Raw genomic sequence first — 17,048 nt, forward strand, 5'->3', positions numbered from 1 at the left:
AGGGCCAACCAGCTAACCTCAAACCGCCATCAGCTCAGAAACTGCCGGACAGGGCAAAGGGCGCTCCCCCACCAATGTGGGGAAGCGCCCTTAACTTTGCGGCCTAGAAGCTGCCTGGCCTAGAGACTAGCGAATCTCGTAGTCATCCAGCGGAATAGCCTGGAACTCGGGGCTGATAGCACCCTCATTGGTCTCAGCGTAGCTGAAATCGTTGTAAGGAGTCGCGGTCTGAGCGAACAGGGCCTCACGCGCCTCGTCGGTAGGTTCAACCTCGATATCGTTATAACGAGCAAGACCGGTACCGGCGGGGATCAGCTTACCAATGATGACGTTCTCCTTAAGGCCGACCAGCGGGTCTTCCTTGCCTTCCATCGCAGCCTGGGTCAGGACGCGAGTGGTTTCCTGGAAGGAAGCGGCCGACAGCCACGACTCGGTAGCCAGTGATGCCTTGGTGATACCCATCAGCTCGGGACGGCCCGAAGCGGGGCGCTTACCCTCAGCAACTGCCGCACGGTTAGCGTTCTGGAAAGCCACGTTCTCAACCAGCTCACCGGGCAGCAGGTTGGTCTCACCGGAATCAATCACGGTAATACGGCGGAGCATCTGGCGAACGATAACCTCAACGTGCTTGTCGTGGATACCTACGCCCTGTGAACGGTAGACGCCCTGAACCTCATCCACCAGATGCTTCTGAGCCTCACGGGGACCGCGAATACGCAGGATCTCCTTAGGATCAACAGCACCGGCAACCAGCTGGGTACCGACGGTGATATGGTCACCCTCGGCAACTTCCAGGCGGGCACGACGCAGAATGGGGTAAGCGATAGGATCATCGCCGTTATCAGGGGTGATGACAACCTTGAGGGACTTCTCAGTGTCCTCAATGCTGACGCGACCGGTGACCTCGGAGATCGGGGCAACACCCTTGGGGGTGCGAGCCTCGAAGAGCTCCTGAATACGGGGCAGACCCTGGGTAATATCGTCAGCCGATGCGACACCACCGGTGTGGAAGGTACGCATGGTCAGCTGGGTACCGGGCTCACCAATGGACTGAGCCGCGATAATACCGACGGCTTCACCAATGTCGACCAGGTTACCCGAAGCCATGGAGCGACCGTAGCAGAGGGCACAGACACCAACAGCGGACTCACAGGTCAGAACCGAGCGAACACGAACTTCCTGGATACCGGCCTTGAAGAGATCATCAATAACGATATCTGAAACGTCGGCGCCAGCTTCTGCCAGAACGGTGCCGTCCTCAGCCTTGATGTCCACAGCAAGTGAACGACCGTGGATTGAAGACTCAACATTCTCGTGCAGGGTTACTGCACCGCTAGCCTGGTCAACCTGAACCAGGGGCAGAGCCAGACCACGGTGGGTACCACAGTCGTGCTCACGCACAATGACGTCCTGCGAAACGTCCACCAGACGACGGGTCAGGTAACCCGAGTTAGCGGTACGCAGCGCGGTATCAGCCAGACCCTTACGAGCACCGTGGGTAGCGATGAAGTACTCCAGAACCGACAGGCCTTCGCGGTAGGAAGACTTAATCGGGCGAGGCATAATTTCACCCTTGGTGTTAGACACCAGACCACGGATACCGGCAATCTGACGGACCTGCATCCAGTTACCGCGAGCACCAGAAGTAACCATGCGGTTAATGGTGGTGTTCTTCTCAGCCAGATTTTCCTTCATAGCCTCAGCAACCTCATCGGTTGCCTTAGTCCAGATGTCAATCAGCTCGGTACGACGCTCATGGTCGTCAATCAGACCCATAGCGAACTGGGACTCGATGTTAGCAGCCTGAGCCTCATAGCCTTCCATAATGGCGGGCTTGGTGGGAGGCGCAGCGATATCGGTAACCGCAACGGTCACACCTGAGCGTGAGGCGTAGTAGAAACCGGTGTTCTTGAGTTCATCCAGTGAGCGAGCAACCACGTGCATGGGGTACTTCTCAGCCAGATCGTTAATCAGGGCACCCAGGCTCTTCTTGTCTGCGACACCGGTATACCAGGGGTAGTCAGCGGGCAGGGTCTGGTTGAAGATAACCTGACCGACAGTGGTCTCCACCAGCACGGGCTGACCGGGCTCGTAGCCCTCGGGGGCTTCCCAGCCCTCGTAGGGTACAAAGTCGTCAAGAACAATCTTGACCTTGGTGTAGAGCTCAATCTCGTGGCGGTCCAAAGCCATAATGGCTTCGGCGTATGAGGAGAACAGACGACCCTCGTTCTTCTCACCCTCCCGAGCGGTGGTCAGGTGGAAGAGACCGATAATCATATCCTGGTCAGGTACCGCAACAGGGCGGCCATCTGAAGGCTTCAGGATGTTGTTAGATGAGAGCATGAGGATGCGAGCCTCAGCCTGCGCCTCGGGTGAGAGAGGCAGATGCACAGCCATCTGGTCACCGTCGAAGTCCGCGTTGAAAGCGGAGCAAACGAGCGGGTGCAACTGGATAGCCTTACCTTCAACCAGCTGGGGTTCGAAGGCCTGAATACCCAGGCGGTGCAGGGTAGGTGCACGGTTGAGCAGAACGGGGTGCTCGGTGATGATCTCTTCGAGAACGTCCCAAACCTGGGGGCGGAAACGCTCAACCATGCGCTTAGCAGACTTGATGTTCTGAGCGTGGTTCAGATCAACCAGGCGCTTCATGACGAAGGGCTTGAAGAGCTCCAGCGCCATCTGCTTAGGCAGACCGCACTGGTGCATCTGCAGAGTGGGGCCACCGACAATAACGGAACGGCCTGAGTAGTCAACGCGCTTACCCAGAAGGTTCTGGCGGAAACGCCCCTGCTTACCCTTAAGCATGTCCGAGAGGGACTTGAGGGGGCGGTTACCGGGACCGGTCACAGGGCGACCGCGGCGACCGTTATCGAACAGGGAGTCAACAGCTTCCTGAAGCATACGCTTTTCGTTGTTGACGATAATCTCGGGGGCACCGAGTTCCAGCAGACGCTTGAGGCGGTTGTTGCGGTTAATAACGCGACGGTAGAGGTCATTCAGGTCGGAGGTGGCAAAGCGGCCACCGTCAAGCTGAACCATGGGGCGCAGTTCCGGAGGAATAACGGGAACGTAATCCAGAACCATACCCAGCGGGGAGTTATCGGTGGTCAAGAAAGCGTTGACAACCTTCAGACGCTTGAGCGCACGGGTCTTCTTCTGACCCTTGCCGGTCTGAATGATGTCCTTGAGAGCCTCAGCTTCCGCTTCCATGTCAAAGCTCTCAAGACGCTTCTTGATAGCCTCAGCACCCATGGAGCCTTCAAAGTACATGCCGTACTTATCGACCATGCCACGATAGAGCGACTCGTCACCTTCAAGGTCAGCGACCTTGAGGTTCTTGAAGCGATCCCAGACGCGCTCGAGCTGCTCGATTTCGCGTTCTGCGTTCTTACGAACCGCAGCCATCTGACGCTCAGCGGCATCACGGAGCTTACGCTTCTCAGCGGCTTTACCACCCTCAGCCTCAACGCGAGCGAGTTCCTCTTCGGTCTCGCGAGCAATCAGGTTAATGTCGGCGGCAAGCTGATCCTCCAGGACCTTCTTATCGCGGTCGTGAGCGGCCTGCAGGTTAGGCAGGTCCTCGTGGCGGGCTTCTTCGTCAACATGAGTAATCATGTAGGCGGCGAAGTAAATAATCTTTTCCAGGTCCTTAGGAGCCAGGTCAAGCAAGTAGCCCAGACGGGAGGGGACACCCTTGAAGTACCAGATGTGGGTGACAGGAGCTGCCAGCTCAATGTGACCCATGCGCTCACGGCGCACCTTGGCACGGGTGACCTCTACGCCACAGCGCTCACAGATGATGCCCTTAAAACGGACACGCTTGTACTTACCGCAGTAGCATTCCCAGTCGCGGGTGGGGCCGAAGATGCGCTCGTCGAAGAGGCCTTCCTTCTCGGGCTTTAGGGTTCGGTAGTTGATGGTTTCAGGTTTCTTAACCTCGCCGTAGGACCAATCCAGAATATTCTGGGAGGTCGCCAGGCCAATACGCATCAAACCAAGTGAAGATTCGTTGGACATTTGGTCCTTATCTCTTTCCTAGTGTTTTGAAGTCTTTGAGAACAGATGAGGAATCTAACCGCTTAGGGGTTAGACCTCTTCGACAGAGCTGGGCTCTGCGTGGGACAGGTCAATACCCAGGTCATCTGCTGCACGGAAGCCTTCTTCTTCTCCATCGCGCATTTCGATGGTCTTACCGTCAGTTGAGAGAACCTCAACGTTCAGGCAGAGGGACTGCATTTCCTTGATCAAGACCTTGAAGGACTCGGGAACACCGGGTTCGGGGATGTTCTCGCCCTTAACGATAGCCTCATAGACCTTAACGCGGCCGTGGACGTCATCGGACTTGACGGTCAGGATTTCCTGCAGGGTGTAAGCGGCACCGTATGCTTCCAGTGCCCACACTTCCATCTCACCAAAGCGCTGACCACCAAACTGGGCCTTACCGCCCAGGGGCTGCTGGGTAATCATGGAGTAGGGACCGGTTGAACGAGCGTGGATCTTATCGTCCACCAGGTGGTGCAGCTTGAGGATGTACTGGTAGCCCACCGAAACGGGTTCGGGGAAGGGCTCACCGGAACGGCCATCAAGCAGACGTGCCTTACCGGAACGGTCAATCAGACGATCGCCGTCGCGGTTGGGGTTAGCGTGATCAAGTAGCTCAAAGAGTTCCTCTTCACCGGCACCGTCGAATACCGGGGTTGCCACGTTGGTGGGGCCGGTTTCCTTGGGGAAGTTGTGAAGCTTATCGAGCCAGGCGGGGTTGCCCTCAATCTTCCAGCCCTGCTTAGCCAACCAGCCGGTGTGAACTTCGAGTACCTGACCGATGTTCATACGACCGGGAACGCCCAGCGGGTTGAGGATGACGTCAACGGGGGTGCCGTCTTCCATGAAGGGCATATCCTCAACGGGCAGAATCTTGGTGATAACACCCTTGTTACCGTGGCGACCTGCCAGCTTATCGCCAACAGTGATCTTGCGCTTCTGAGCAACATAGACACGGACCAGCTGGTTAACACCGCTGGGCAGGTCTTCGTCTTCGTTTTCGCGGTCAAAGATACGAACGCCAATAACAGTTCCGGACTCACCGTGGGGAACCTTCAGGGAGGTGTCACGGACTTCGCGGGACTTCTCACCGAAGATAGCGCGCAAGAGGCGCTCTTCGGGGGTCAACTCGGTCTCGCCCTTGGGGGTGACCTTACCGACCAGGATGTCGCCGGCTTCAACCTCTGCACCGATGTGGATGATGCCGCGCTCATCAAGAGCAGACAGGACCTCTTCGGAGACGTTGGGGATATCGCGGGTAATCTCTTCGGCACCCAGCTTGGTGTCGCGGGCATCAATTTCGTGTTCCTCAATGTGGATTGAGGTCAGCACGTCATCGGAGATCATGCGCTGGGACAGGATGATACCGTCCTCAAAGTTGAACCCTTCCCAGGACATGTAAGCAACCAAGAGGTTTTTACCGAGGGCAAGCTCGCCCTTGTCGGTGGAGGGGCCATCGGCAATCAAGCCGCGAGCTTCAACCCGGTCGCCCACCTTAACAACAACACGGTGGTTGTAGCAGTTACCTGGGTTGGAGCGCTGGAACTTGAGAATCGGGTAGGAGGTGGTGGTGCCGTCATCGTTGCGAACAACAACCAGGTCAGCTGACACCTCAGAAACCACGCCAGCTTTCTTAGCCAGAACAGAGTCACCGGAGTCAATCGCTGCATAGCGTTCCATGCCGGTACCTACAACGGGAGCCTCAGACTCCAGCAGGGGAACAGCCTGACGCTGCATGTTAGCACCCATGAGTGCTCGGTTAGCGTCATCGTGTTCCAGGTAAGGAATCAGAGCGGTTGCAACAGACACCATCTGGCGGGGTGAAACGTCCATGAACTCAATCTCGGAGGCATCAACCAGAACAGCTTCACCGGATCCATCGCCTGCACGGCAAAGGACCTGCTCTTCAGAGAAGGTCATGTCGGCGGTCAAGGGGGCGTTAGCCTGCGCAATGGTGTTGCCCTTTTCATCGTCGGCGGTCAGGTACTTGACCTCGTCGGTGACCTTACCGTTACGAACGATACGGTAGGGGGTTTCGATGAAACCGAAGGGATTGATGCGGGCGTAGGTTGCCAAGGAGCCAATCAGGCCGATGTTGGGGCCTTCAGGGGTTTCGATGGGGCACATACGGCCGTAGTGGGAAGGGTGGACGTCTCGAACTTCCATGCCCGCACGGTCACGGGACAGACCGCCGGGGCCCAGTGCGGACAGACGGCGCTTGTGGGTTAGACCTGCAAGCGGGTTGTTCTGGTCCATGAACTGGGAGAGCTGGGAAGTGCCGAAGAATTCCTTGATAGAGGCAACAACCGGGCGGATGTTAATCAGGGTCTGAGGGGTGATAGCCTCAACGTCCTGGGTAGTCATACGCTCGCGGACAACGCGCTCCATACGGGACAGGCCGGTACGAATCTGGTTCTCGATCAGTTCGCCCACCGCACGGATGCGACGGTTGCCGAAGTGGTCGATATCATCAACGTCAACGCGGACGTCAACTTCCTGGCCGTCACGGACACCCTTGATAGTGGTGCCACCTGCGTGCAGAGTGACCAGGTAGCGAATCATAGCCGCGATGTCGTCCTGAGACAGAACAGAAGCAGAAGGATCGTTAACGGGAGTATCAAGGCCCAGCTTGCGGTTAACCTTGTAGCGGCCGACCTTGGCCAGGTCGTAGCGGCGGGGGGTGAAGTACATGTTGTCCAGCAGAGCCTGAGCAGCATCAACCGTCGGGGGTTCACCCGGGCGCAGCTTGCGGTAGATATCCAGCAGAGCCTCGTCGCGGGTCTGGACGGTGTCCTTCTCAAGGGTGGCGCGGATTGAGTCGAATTCACCGAATTCAGACAGAATCTTAGCCTCGCTCCAGCCAAGAGCCTTAAGCAGGGTGGTCACGGACTGCTTACGACGGCGGTCAAGACGAACGCCGACCTGGTCGCGCTTATCGATTTCAAGTTCAAACCATGCACCGCGGGAAGGGATAATCTTCGCGCTGTAGATGTCCTTATCGGAGGTGCGGTCTGCGGTCTTTTCGAAGTAGGCACCGGGTGAACGGACTAGCTGCGAAACGACGACGCGCTCGGAACCATTAATCACAAAGGTGCCGGATTCGGTCATCAGGGGAAAATCGCCCATGAACACGGTCTGCTGTTTGATTTCGCCCGTGTTGTTATTCATGAATTCGGCCTTGACGTACAGCGGAGCCGAGTAGGTCGCGTCGCGATCCTTGCACTCTTCCATGGTGTACTTGGGGTCAGCGAACTCGGGATCGGAGAAGGACAGGGACATGGTGCCCTGGAAGTCCTCGATCGGAGAGATTTCTTCGAAAATATCTGCCAGGCCAGAAGTTTGGCTGACGGAGGTGTCACCGGTTTCGGCGGCTACAGCGGCTTTTGCCGCCCAGCGTTCGTTACCGACGAGCTGATCAAAGCTGTCGAGCTGGAGCGCCAGCAGGTTGGGTACCTGCAGGGGCTCAGCGATTTTTGCGAATGAGATTCGACTGTGCGAATCTACGCCGTTAGCGGCTTTAGTATGAGAGGTGCTCGAGGCGACCAAGATGGGATCCTTCCACAGACATGTCTGTTCGTACCCGCTCCCCCGCCAGGGGTGGTACGCGAAGAACCCTGAAAAAGACAACTTGCTAAATGGGCACCTGTGCCGTGCTGGTTAGCTAGAGTATGTTCGAGGGTACTGGGGCGTACTTAAAACCTGTAACAACCTGCCCACCGCTATATGAAGGCACAGAAGATTAGGGAAGCGCAAATATTCATACTACAGCAAGCCAGCAAACTTGTCTATACCGAATATGGCCGCTTTGTGCAACCCTCCCCCTCAGAGGCCCCTTTGCCTACCAAAGGCCGCTACCCCCTCTAGAACGGTAGCGGCCCCCCATGTTTTGGCTTCTAGCACTCCACCACGTTGACCGCCAGGCCGCCCATGGAGGTCTCCTTGTAACGGTGGGACATGTCCTCACCGGTCTGGCGCATAGTCTCAATCACCTGGTCCAGGGAAACACGATGCTGGCCGTCCCCACGCAGGGCCATCTTGGCCGCAGTCACAGCATTTGAGGCCGCCATAGCATTGCGCTCAATACAGGGAATCTGCACCAGGCCACCCACCGGGTCGCAGGTCAGGCCCAGATTGTGCTCCATAGCGATCTCGGCAGCGTTCTCTACCTGCTCATTGGTTCCGCCCATCACCTGGGCCAAACCGGCAGCGGCCATAGAGGAGGCGGTCCCCACCTCACCCTGGCAACCCACTTCAGCGCCCGAGATAGAGGCTCGTTTCTTGTAGAGCGCACCGATGGAGGCGGCGGCCAAGAAGAAGTCCACCACAGCATCATCCACCACTTTCTGCCCGCGGTGGCGCACCGCTGGAACGTAGTTCAGGGCGTAGTGCAGGACGGCGGGAATAATCCCCGAGGCACCGTTTGTGGGAGCAGTGACAATCCGGCCGCCAAAAGCGTTTTCCTCGTTGACCGCCAGCGCTATGAGGTTCACCCAGTCGATAGCGAACTCGGGTGATTTTTGGGGATCCTCAGCCAAGAGGTCACGGTGCCACTGGCTGGCACGGCAACGCACTTTCAAAGGCCCGGGCAGATACCCCATACGCTCTAAGGAGGAACCGATACACTCCTTCATGACCTGGCGGATGTGGAGGATACCCGCGCGAACTTCTTTTTCGGACCGTACGGTTTTCTCGTTCTCCATTTTGAGCTGGGCAATAGAAAGACCCGCGGTGTTGGCCATATCCAGCAGCTCAGCACCCGATCCGAAGGGGTAGGGAGCCTGGGTTAGCCCGCTAGAGCCAGCACTTTCCTCATTCTCTTCCACGATGAAGCCACCGCCAATGGAGAAGTAGGTACGCTCTAAGAGCACCTGCTCCCCCGCTTTTGCGGTCACCTTAATGCCGTTGGTATGACGGGGCAAGACGGTCAGCGGTCGCAGGGTAATATCCAGCTCGCGGTAGTTAACAACCGGACCTATTATCTTGGGGGTAGCTGCACCGGGGGCGCCCTCGGCAAAGGCGGCTGATGGGTAGCCGGCAAGGGGCAGAGTGCCATCGACCTGGTTACGGTCCATGAGCGCTTCAGCTGCCAGGATATCAATAGTTTCAGGAACAAAACCGCACAGGCCTTTGAGGGCAGCGCTCATAGTTCCGTGACCTGCCCCGGTGGCAGCCAGCGACCCGTACAGGTCAATGTGCACACCGGTGACACGGTCGAGATTGCCCGCATCAATCAGCTCAGCAATAAAACGGTTGCTTGCCCGCATAGGGCCTACAGTGTGTGAACTAGAAGGCCCAATACCAATAGAGAAAAGCTCAAAAACACTGATGTCATATTCCAGGGCTTCAGCCTGCCTCTGGATACTCGGCTGGGGTGTCTTGTGCCCCGGGGAAAAATCAGGGACGTAATCAATCTCCAAGAACTTTCTGGCCTTTCCTTAAAGAGAGCGGGTGGCCTTTCAAGGGGCCACCCGCTCACCAGATTCTCTACTTACTTCTGGCGGGTGTAAAAAGGTAGTTCAACAATGTCGAAAGGTGCTACCTTACCACGGATATCGACGCTGACTGTAGCTCCCGTTTGAGCGTACTCACTGGCTATAAGAGCCATCGCAATGGGGTATCCCAGGGTCGGTGAGGGAATGCCCGAAGTGATTTCACCGATCACCTGTCCCCGCTCGTCCAAGAGCTGGGACCCGGCCCGCCCGGGGCGCTTGCCCTGGGCCTTCAAACCAACCAGGCTACGGGCGGGAGTCTGCTCTGCGGCCTCGGCCAGGGCAGCCCGACCCAGGAAGTCTGCGCTCTTCTTGGTCAGGGCAATCTCTACCAGCTTGCCCATGCCCGATTCCAAGGGGGTAATGTCCAGGCCCAGCTCGTGGCCGTAGAGGGGCATGCCTGCTTCAAGGCGCAGTGAATCACGGGCGGCCAGGCCAGCGGGCAGAATACCGTGCTTCTGTCCGCGCTCGGAGGCCAGCGCCCACAATTCAGCTGCTCTCTCGTTGGCAACATAGAGCTCAAAACCGTCCTCGCCGGTGTAGCCGGTGCGGGCCAGGAGTACACTCACGCCGTTCAGTTCCAGGGGCACCGCCGCGTAGTAGCCCAGGGAGGTGACCAGCTCGGGATCAGACGGGTCCATATCCAGCACAATGGCCTCGGAGGCAGGGCCCTGGATAGCAACCAGTGAAGTGCTAGTGGTTTCGTCGGTCAGGGTCACGTCAAAGCCCTCGGTGCGAGCGCTCATAGCTTGATAATCAACTGCTACGTTGGCAGCGTTGGGAATGACCAGGAACTCTTCTTGGCCCAGCCGGTAGGTGATCAGGTCGTCAATAACCCCGCCTGCCTCATTCAGGAGCAGGGAGTATTTGGCTTTGCCGACCTTGAGGATAGACATATTAGAGAGCAGGGCGTAGTCCAGGAAGGCGGCAGCATCGGGACCGGTGACGCGGAACTCCCCCATGTGGGAGAGGTCAAAGAGGCCAGCTGCGGAGCGGACCGCGCGGTGTTCTTCAACATCGTTGGTGTATTTGAGGGGCATGTCCCAGCCGCCAAAGTCGGTGAAGGAGGCACCCAGGTCGGCGTGGACCTGGTAGAGGGAGGTTTTCTGGGGTGACACGGTGAACCTTTCAGGCAAAAGAAGGGGTGATGGAGTGCCGCCCCGCCCCCGGTGAGGGCGGTGGCAGCCGGGGCAGACTCTCGGTCGCTAGAAGGACTCAGTGGGCAGGTGCCCCAGGGTCTGGGCGCATGTCTTAAGCGCTCGGAGCTTCTAGATCGAAGGCTTCCATGGGCGGGCACTCGCACACGAAGTTACGGTCGCCGCCAGCGCCGTCAATACGGGCTACCGGGCTGAAGTACTTGTTCTGGCGCAGGGCCGGGAGTGGGTAGGCGGCCTGGCTTCGGCTGTAGGGGCGGTTCCACTCATCGGCGGTGACGGCCTCAACGGTGTGCGGGGCCTTACGGAGTACGGACTCTTCGGCGCTCACCCTGCCGTCAATGACCTCCTGAATCTCGGCGTGAATCTGGGTCATGGCATCGATGAAGCGGTCCAGCTCTGCTAGGGATTCTGACTCGGTGGGCTCGACCATGAGGGTACCGGGAACGGGGAAGGCCAGGGTGGGGGCGTGGAAGCCGTAGTCCATGAGGCGCTTGCAGACATCCTCGGCGGTGATGCCGGAGGCGGCGGTCAAATCTCGCAGGTCCAGGATGCATTCGTGGGCCACCAGGCCGGTGTCGCCGCTGTAGAGCACGGGGTAGAGTTGGCCCAGCTTCTTGGCAATGTAGTTGGCCGAAAGGATAGCTACCTCGGAGCAGGCGCGCAAACCATCGGCTCCGGTCATGGCAATGTACATCCAGGAGATAGGTAGCACACCGGCTGAACCGAACATGGCCTGGGAAATGGGCAGGGGTGCCTGGGTTAGCTTGCCCTGCTCATCGGCTTGGTAACCGTTACCGGGCAGGTACTTCTGCAGGTGGGCACCCACCGCAACCGGTCCAACGCCGGGGCCGCCACCACCGTGAGGAATAGCGAAGGTCTTATGCAGGTTCAGATGCGAGACATCCCCGCCGAACTTACCGGGCTGGGCAAGTCCCATCTGGGCGTTCAGGTTAGCGCCGTCCACATAGACCTGTCCCCCGGCCTGGTGGACCAGCTGGCAGACCTCAACAACCTGCTCCTCGAAGACACCGTGGGTGGAGGGGTAGGTAATCATGATGCCCGCAATGGTATCGCCGTACTTGGCGATCTTGGCTTTGAGGTCCTCTACGTCAATGGAGCCATCGGGTGCGGTGGCAACACCGGCTACGCTCAGACCGGCTAAGGCGGCGGAGGCAGCGTTGGTGCCGTGGGCGCTCATAGGGATCAGGACCACGGTGCGCTGGGTGTCGCCCCTGGCTTCGTGATAGGCGCGGATAGCGCGTAGGCCGGCGTACTCACCCGATGCCCCGGAGTTAGGCTGCAGGGAGATAGCGTCGTAGCCGGTAATCTCAAGGAGCCAGGCGGAGAGTTCCTCAATCAGGGCCTTCCAGCCGGCGGCCTGGTCAGCGGGTACGTTGGGGTGGATTCCGGCAAATTCAGGCCAGGAGATGGGTTCCATCTCGGAGGCCGCGTTGAGCTTCATAGTGCAGGAACCCAGCGGAATCATGGTGCGGTCCAGGGCCAGGTCCTTATCAGCCAAAGAACGCAGGTAACGCATCATGGAGGTCTCTGACCGGTAGAGGTGGAAGACCGGGTGGGTCATGTACTCATCGGTGCGCAAGAGGGTTTCAGGAATCTTGTAGGCATCGCTCTCCCCCAGGGTGCCGCCCAGGGCAGTGACCAGGTCTTGGAGTACCTGCTCGCTGTGGGATTCGCCCACCGAAATGGAGATGCGGTCAGCGGAGAGGCGGCGGATGTTGATTCCGGCTTCCAGAGCTTTATCTACCAGCTGGTCGGCCTGCCCGGGGGCCTCAAAGGCTACGGTGTCAAAGAAAGTCTCGTGGACCGGGCGCAGGCCTACCTGGGCCAGAGCTTCAGCGACCCGTGCCGCCTTATCGTGCAGGCAGGTGGCAATGGCGCGCAGACCTTCGGGGCCATGATAGACGGCGTAGGCACCTGCGGCAATAGCTAGCAGGGCCTGGGCAGTACAGATGTTGGAGGTGGCCTTTTCGCGGCGGATATGCTGTTCGCGGGTTTGCAGGGCCAGGCGGTAGGCGGGCTTACCGAAGGCATCCTTAGAGACACCGACCAGACGACCAGGCAGGTTGCGTTCCAGCCCTTTGGTGACGGCCATGAAAGCGGCATGGGGGCCACCGTACCAGAAAGGCAGACCGAAACGCTGGGAGGAGCCAACAGCGATATCGGCCCCCTGGTGACCGGGTGCAACCAGCAGGGTCTGGGCTAACAGGTCAGCGATGACGGTGACTAGGGCACCGCGTTCTTTGGCGGCCTGGATGAGCGGGGCGATGTCTCGGACCTGGCCGTCCTGGCCCGGGTTAGAGATGATGATGCCGTAGAGGTCGCCCTCGGGCAGGCCCTTTTCAAAGTCGGTAATAACGAAGTCAATGCCCAGGGCTTCGGCGCGGCCGCGTACCACGGCCAGGGTTTGGGGTAGGGCGCGGGAGTCGATGGCGAAGAAGCCGTTTTTGACCTTGCGGTTGGCTCGCTGCATCATGACGGCGGCTTCGGCGACTGCGGTTGCTTCATCGAGCAGGGAGGCGTTGGCGATAGGCAGGCCGGTCAATTCCATGACCGTGTTCTGGAAGTTGAGGAGGGCTTCTAGGCGGCCCTGAGAGATTTCAGGCTGGTAGGGGGTGTAGGAGGTGTACCAGCCGGGGTTTTCTAGGATGTTGCGGCGGATGACGGCGGGGGTGATGGCATCGTAGTAGCCTGCTCCAATCATCTGGTGCTTGACCTGGTTAAGGGCAGCGTAGGAGGCAATTTTTTGCTGGGCTTGGTGCTCGCTCAGGGGTGCAGGCAGGTTAAGGTCATCGGCCAGGCGGATGTTGGCGGGGATGACCTCGTTGATGAGGTCGCTCAGGGACTCGTAGCCGAGGGCGGAAAGCATGCTTTCCTGGTCAGCGGAACGGGGCCCAAGGTGGCGGTCAAGGAAGGACATGGTAACTCTCCAAGGTAAAAGTTAAACCTGCCTACAGGGTGCCCTGTAGACGGTGTCCTCCCCGCTCTGTTACAACCTGAGAGTTTTGGTTCGCGGCTTTCCTTTCACGCCTGGAAAGCGGGTGCGAATTTTGCCCCTTCGGTGGGGGTTTGACGCCCCTCTCCAGAGTTGCCTTAGCTGAGCGGTACGTGTGCCTGAGAGTTTCCCGGGGAGGGTTTGCTCCTTCGGCGCCGGCCTGGCGGTCCCTCAACCGCCGGGTATCCGGTCTCTCCCGCGCCAGTTATTAGCGACGTTTTAGTTTATCAACCCTTATTGTGCCACACATTACACAGGGGTACCATACTGGGGTACCAGATAGGGGCACAGAACTGGTTTGAAGAGTCTCAACGATTAAGCCAAACACCGCCCCTGCCCGTAGCAGAAGCGGTGTTCACAGTGGATAAAAACTGGAGTTTAGGCTTTTTTATCTGACTTCATCCAGAGTGAGATAGCCAGAGAAACCAGGCAGGCAGCAGAGAGGGCAAGAAGGCCCCAGGAATAGTGGCCGGTTGATGTGTAGGCGGCCCCCATAATCAGCGGAGGGAAATAACCGCCCAAACCACCAGCGGCAGAAACAAGGCCCGATACAGTACCGGTTTCTTGAGGCTTAACAACCTTACCCAGCCAGCCATAGATGGTGCCGGTGCCAAAGCCCACAAAGATAGCCATCAGCACGTGCAGCAAGGTATTGGCTGCGGTACTGGCAGGTTCAAAGGAGATCAGTACGGCTAGAACAGCCATAGCTAAGAAGGCTATCAAGGTGGTGAGCTTGCCCCCGAACTTATCTGCCGCTACGCCACCGCAGGGCCGGGCAAGCACGGCGCAGACGGCGAAGAGGGCTGCGAAGCTACCACCTGCAACGGCTTCGTAGCCGTAGACGTTTTGCATGTAGGTGGAGAGGAAGTTGGAGAAGGCAACGAAGGCCCCAAAGACTACAGCGTAGATGAAGCAGAGCTGCCAGGTGATGAGTTCCTTGGAGACAGCAAGGATCTTGGGCAGCATTGGTTGAGGGGTGCGGGCCTTCATAACCGGTGAATCACGGATAACCAGCCAGACCACTGCTGCATAGGCCAGGGCTACACAGGCCATAATGACATGGGTTGGGAAATAACCGAAGGCTTTGAGCATGCGAGGGTTGAAAAAGGCCGCGCAGGCTGTACCGACCATACCCATACCGAAGATACCCGTTGCTAGACCCTTGCGGTGGGGTTCAAACCAGGCGGCTGAGAAAGGGATTCCAACAGCAAAGATAGCGCCCCCGATGCCCAGGAAGAAGGCGGTGACCAGCAACAGGGTGAAGTTACCGGTTTGTCCAACTAAACCGGTGATGAAGACCATGGAACCGGTGAGGGTAAGCATGATGGTAAACATGATCCGCCCACCAAATCGGTCGGTGAGGGCACCTACCGGGATGCGGGCAACAGAACCTACGATGACGGGAGTTGCGATCAGCAGGGAGCGCTGGCCTTCGGTCAGGCCATATTCTTGGGTGTAGTACTTGGCCAGGGGGCCAATCATGGTCCAACCCCAGAAGCCGATCATGGAGGCGAGCGCCGCCATAATGACGTACTTGAACTGGCCAGCTAGCTGTGGGTCTTTTGCAGCAAGAGCTCTTGTAGACATAGTGTTTTCCTTAGTATCAGTCTTTGAAGCAGGTGATCTGTCTCGATGGGGCGGGGATTCCCTGCAGCCGGCTGGCTGGGGCTGGCATGAATTGCGACGAGCCCCGGGCCAGAGGCAAGAAGGATAGCCGGCTAAGGGGAATCCTCGCGCCTTTCTTTAGTGGTGGTGATTCTGCCGTTCGACGGCGCGAGCGTCTTTGTTGACAGAGTCTGCGGTTCCTACCGGTGACCAGCCGCGCTGGTAGTTGCGTTTGCCGCGGGAGCGGTAGACGATGTAGGGCCGGAAGATGTAGTGCAGGGGTGCGGTGAAGGCATGGACCAGGCGGGTGAAGGGCCAGAGGCAAAAGAGGATCATGGCGACAACCACGTGGATGTGGAAGGAGGTGGTGGCGCTGGCCATGGCTTCGACGTTGGGTTGGAAGTAGAAGAGGGAGCGGAACCAGACGGAGACGGTTTCGCGGTAGTTGTGGTGACCTTCGATTTCCATGGCGTTGAAGAGGGTGGCAACTGATCCGAGGACGATAGCGCTGGTGAGGGCAACATACATCATTTTGTCGTTCCAGGTGGTGGCCCGGAAGACGGTTGCGCTGGTGCGGCGGCGGTAGATCATGGCGAAGAGGCCAATGAGAGTGGCGACCGCTGCCACTGAGCCAAGGATGAGAGCGTTGAGGTGGTAGAAGTGCTCTGAGATGCCTACGGTATCGGTCCAGGACTTGGGAATAAGCAGGCCCACGATGTGACCTACTAGAACCACGAGGATTCCGTAGTGGAACATGGGTGAGGCAATGCGTAGAAGTTTGGACTCGTACATCTGTGATGAGCGGGTGGTCCAGCCGAACTGGTCGGTCTTGTAACGCCAGATGGTGCCGCCGATCACGGTGGCTAGGGTGATGTACGGGAAGATCCCCCAGAGGAAGAAATCAAGGGCGTTCACTGGTGTGCTCCGTTCTGTGTGTGGGGCATAGCGGGGGCGAGACTGGGTGGGGCGGTGTTTTTGTCCGCACCGATCTTCGCTCCGGGGGTTTGCTCGTGGGGCAGAAGAAGAGGTAGCAGGCGGGGGTCACCCGGTGCTAGGGAGAGGCCTACGCTCTCTGCCGGTGGCCCTGCGGTGACGAGTTTTTGTACTTCCTCCTGGGTTTGGGGTGAAACTCCAGGCAGGGTGTGGCAAACAGCTTCAATCAGCCGGTGGTAGGGCAGCTTGTCATCGCGTAGGGCTAGGCGCAGCAGTTCCAGGGAGGGTCTGTAGGCCTGGAGGGCGGCCCGCCCCGCCCTGGCGTTGACCAGGGCGGTGAACTCAAGGACCATGGGCAGGTAGTCGGGTAGTTCCCCGTGCAGGGTGGTGACCATGCCGGAGTCCCGGTACATCTGTTTGAAGCGGGTGAGAGCCTCACCGCGCCGCCGGGTGTCACCTTCGGTCCAATAGGACAGGTGGAAGGCGTGGCGGCGAGAGAGGTCATATTCCTGCACATACTCGGCCTGAATTTCTTCCAGGCTGTGCTCTTGGTACCAGCGGCTGATGGCGGCAACACCTTCTAGAAGGTCGGTATTGCCGGTTTCAGCGGCGAGTTGGCTGAGTTCAGGTAGCAGGGCCTGAGTCTCTTGGCAGGGGTAACGCATGAGCACGGAGGTGACCTGGTAGATTACGGCGTCCTCAGGGGCACCGCTGCCCCAGTCCATGTCAAAGGGGTCACCCGATGCAGGTAGCTCGGGTTCCGCCTCAGCCGGGGTCCCTTGGATGAGCTTGGAGAAAAAACCAGCCATA

Annotated in this window: 8 protein-coding genes and 1 riboswitch; all 8 genes read right to left on the reverse strand. The window is 58.5% G+C overall.

Annotated features, from left to right (window positions below; all coding sequences use genetic code 11):
- Positions 1–126: 126 nt before the first annotated feature.
- Positions 127–4,017, reverse strand: coding sequence for a DNA-directed RNA polymerase subunit beta' (locus tag ACN08Y_RS00730; protein ID WP_419099285.1), 3,891 nt, complete (start codon positions 4,015–4,017; stop codon positions 127–129).
- A gap of 69 nt (positions 4,018–4,086) precedes the next feature.
- A complete protein-coding gene (gene rpoB / locus ACN08Y_RS00735) occupies positions 4,087–7,587 on the reverse strand; it encodes a DNA-directed RNA polymerase subunit beta (protein ID WP_419099284.1) in 3,501 nt (1,166 codons plus the stop codon).
- Positions 7,588–7,934: 347 nt separating this feature from the next.
- A complete protein-coding gene (locus ACN08Y_RS00740) occupies positions 7,935–9,401 on the reverse strand; it encodes an L-serine ammonia-lyase (RefSeq protein ID WP_419111857.1) in 1,467 nt (488 codons plus the stop codon).
- Between the two features lie 128 nt (positions 9,402–9,529).
- Complete coding sequence (gene gcvT / locus ACN08Y_RS00745) at positions 9,530–10,648, reverse strand: glycine cleavage system aminomethyltransferase GcvT (protein WP_419099283.1); 1,119 nt, start codon at positions 10,646–10,648, stop codon at positions 9,530–9,532.
- A gap of 133 nt (positions 10,649–10,781) precedes the next feature.
- Positions 10,782–13,625 (reverse strand): aminomethyl-transferring glycine dehydrogenase, encoded by a 2,844-nt coding sequence (gene gcvP, locus ACN08Y_RS00750; RefSeq protein WP_419111571.1) that lies wholly within the window; start codon positions 13,623–13,625, stop codon positions 10,782–10,784.
- 172 nt (positions 13,626–13,797) lie between these two features.
- Positions 13,798–13,909, reverse strand: a riboswitch (glycine riboswitch).
- A 169-nt stretch (positions 13,910–14,078) separates the two neighbouring features.
- A complete protein-coding gene (locus ACN08Y_RS00755) occupies positions 14,079–15,287 on the reverse strand; it encodes an MFS transporter (protein WP_419099281.1) in 1,209 nt (402 codons plus the stop codon).
- A 156-nt stretch (positions 15,288–15,443) separates the two neighbouring features.
- The gene (gene narI / locus ACN08Y_RS00760) at positions 15,444–16,220 is read right to left on the reverse strand and encodes a respiratory nitrate reductase subunit gamma (protein WP_419111572.1); all 777 of its coding nucleotides are present in this window, start codon (positions 16,218–16,220) and stop codon (positions 15,444–15,446) included.
- Positions 16,217–17,047, reverse strand: a complete 831-nt coding sequence (gene narJ / locus ACN08Y_RS00765; protein ID WP_419099279.1) for a nitrate reductase molybdenum cofactor assembly chaperone — start codon at positions 17,045–17,047, stop codon at positions 16,217–16,219. Before narJ ends, narI begins: the two co-directional genes overlap by 4 nt.
- Position 17,048: the final 1 nt, after the last annotated feature.

This window comes from Rothia sp. P5764, from assembly GCF_048512965.1.
GTDB lineage: Bacteria > Actinomycetota > Actinomycetes > Actinomycetales > Micrococcaceae > Rothia.

What these genes read in the sequence shown, in the direction of transcription:
- narJ (WP_419099279.1), bottom strand. Translation starts at nt 17,047, where the DNA reads ATGGCTGGTTTTTTCTCCAAGCTCATCCAAGGGACCCCGGCTGAGGCG.
- ACN08Y_RS00755 (WP_419099281.1), bottom strand. Translation starts at nt 15,287, where the DNA reads ATGTCTACAAGAGCTCTTGCTGCAAAAGACCCACAGCTAGCTGGCCAG.
- ACN08Y_RS00730 (WP_419099285.1), bottom strand. Translation starts at nt 4,017, where the DNA reads ATGTCCAACGAATCTTCACTTGGTTTGATGCGTATTGGCCTGGCGACC.
- gcvP (WP_419111571.1), bottom strand. Translation starts at nt 13,625, where the DNA reads ATGTCCTTCCTTGACCGCCACCTTGGGCCCCGTTCCGCTGACCAGGAA.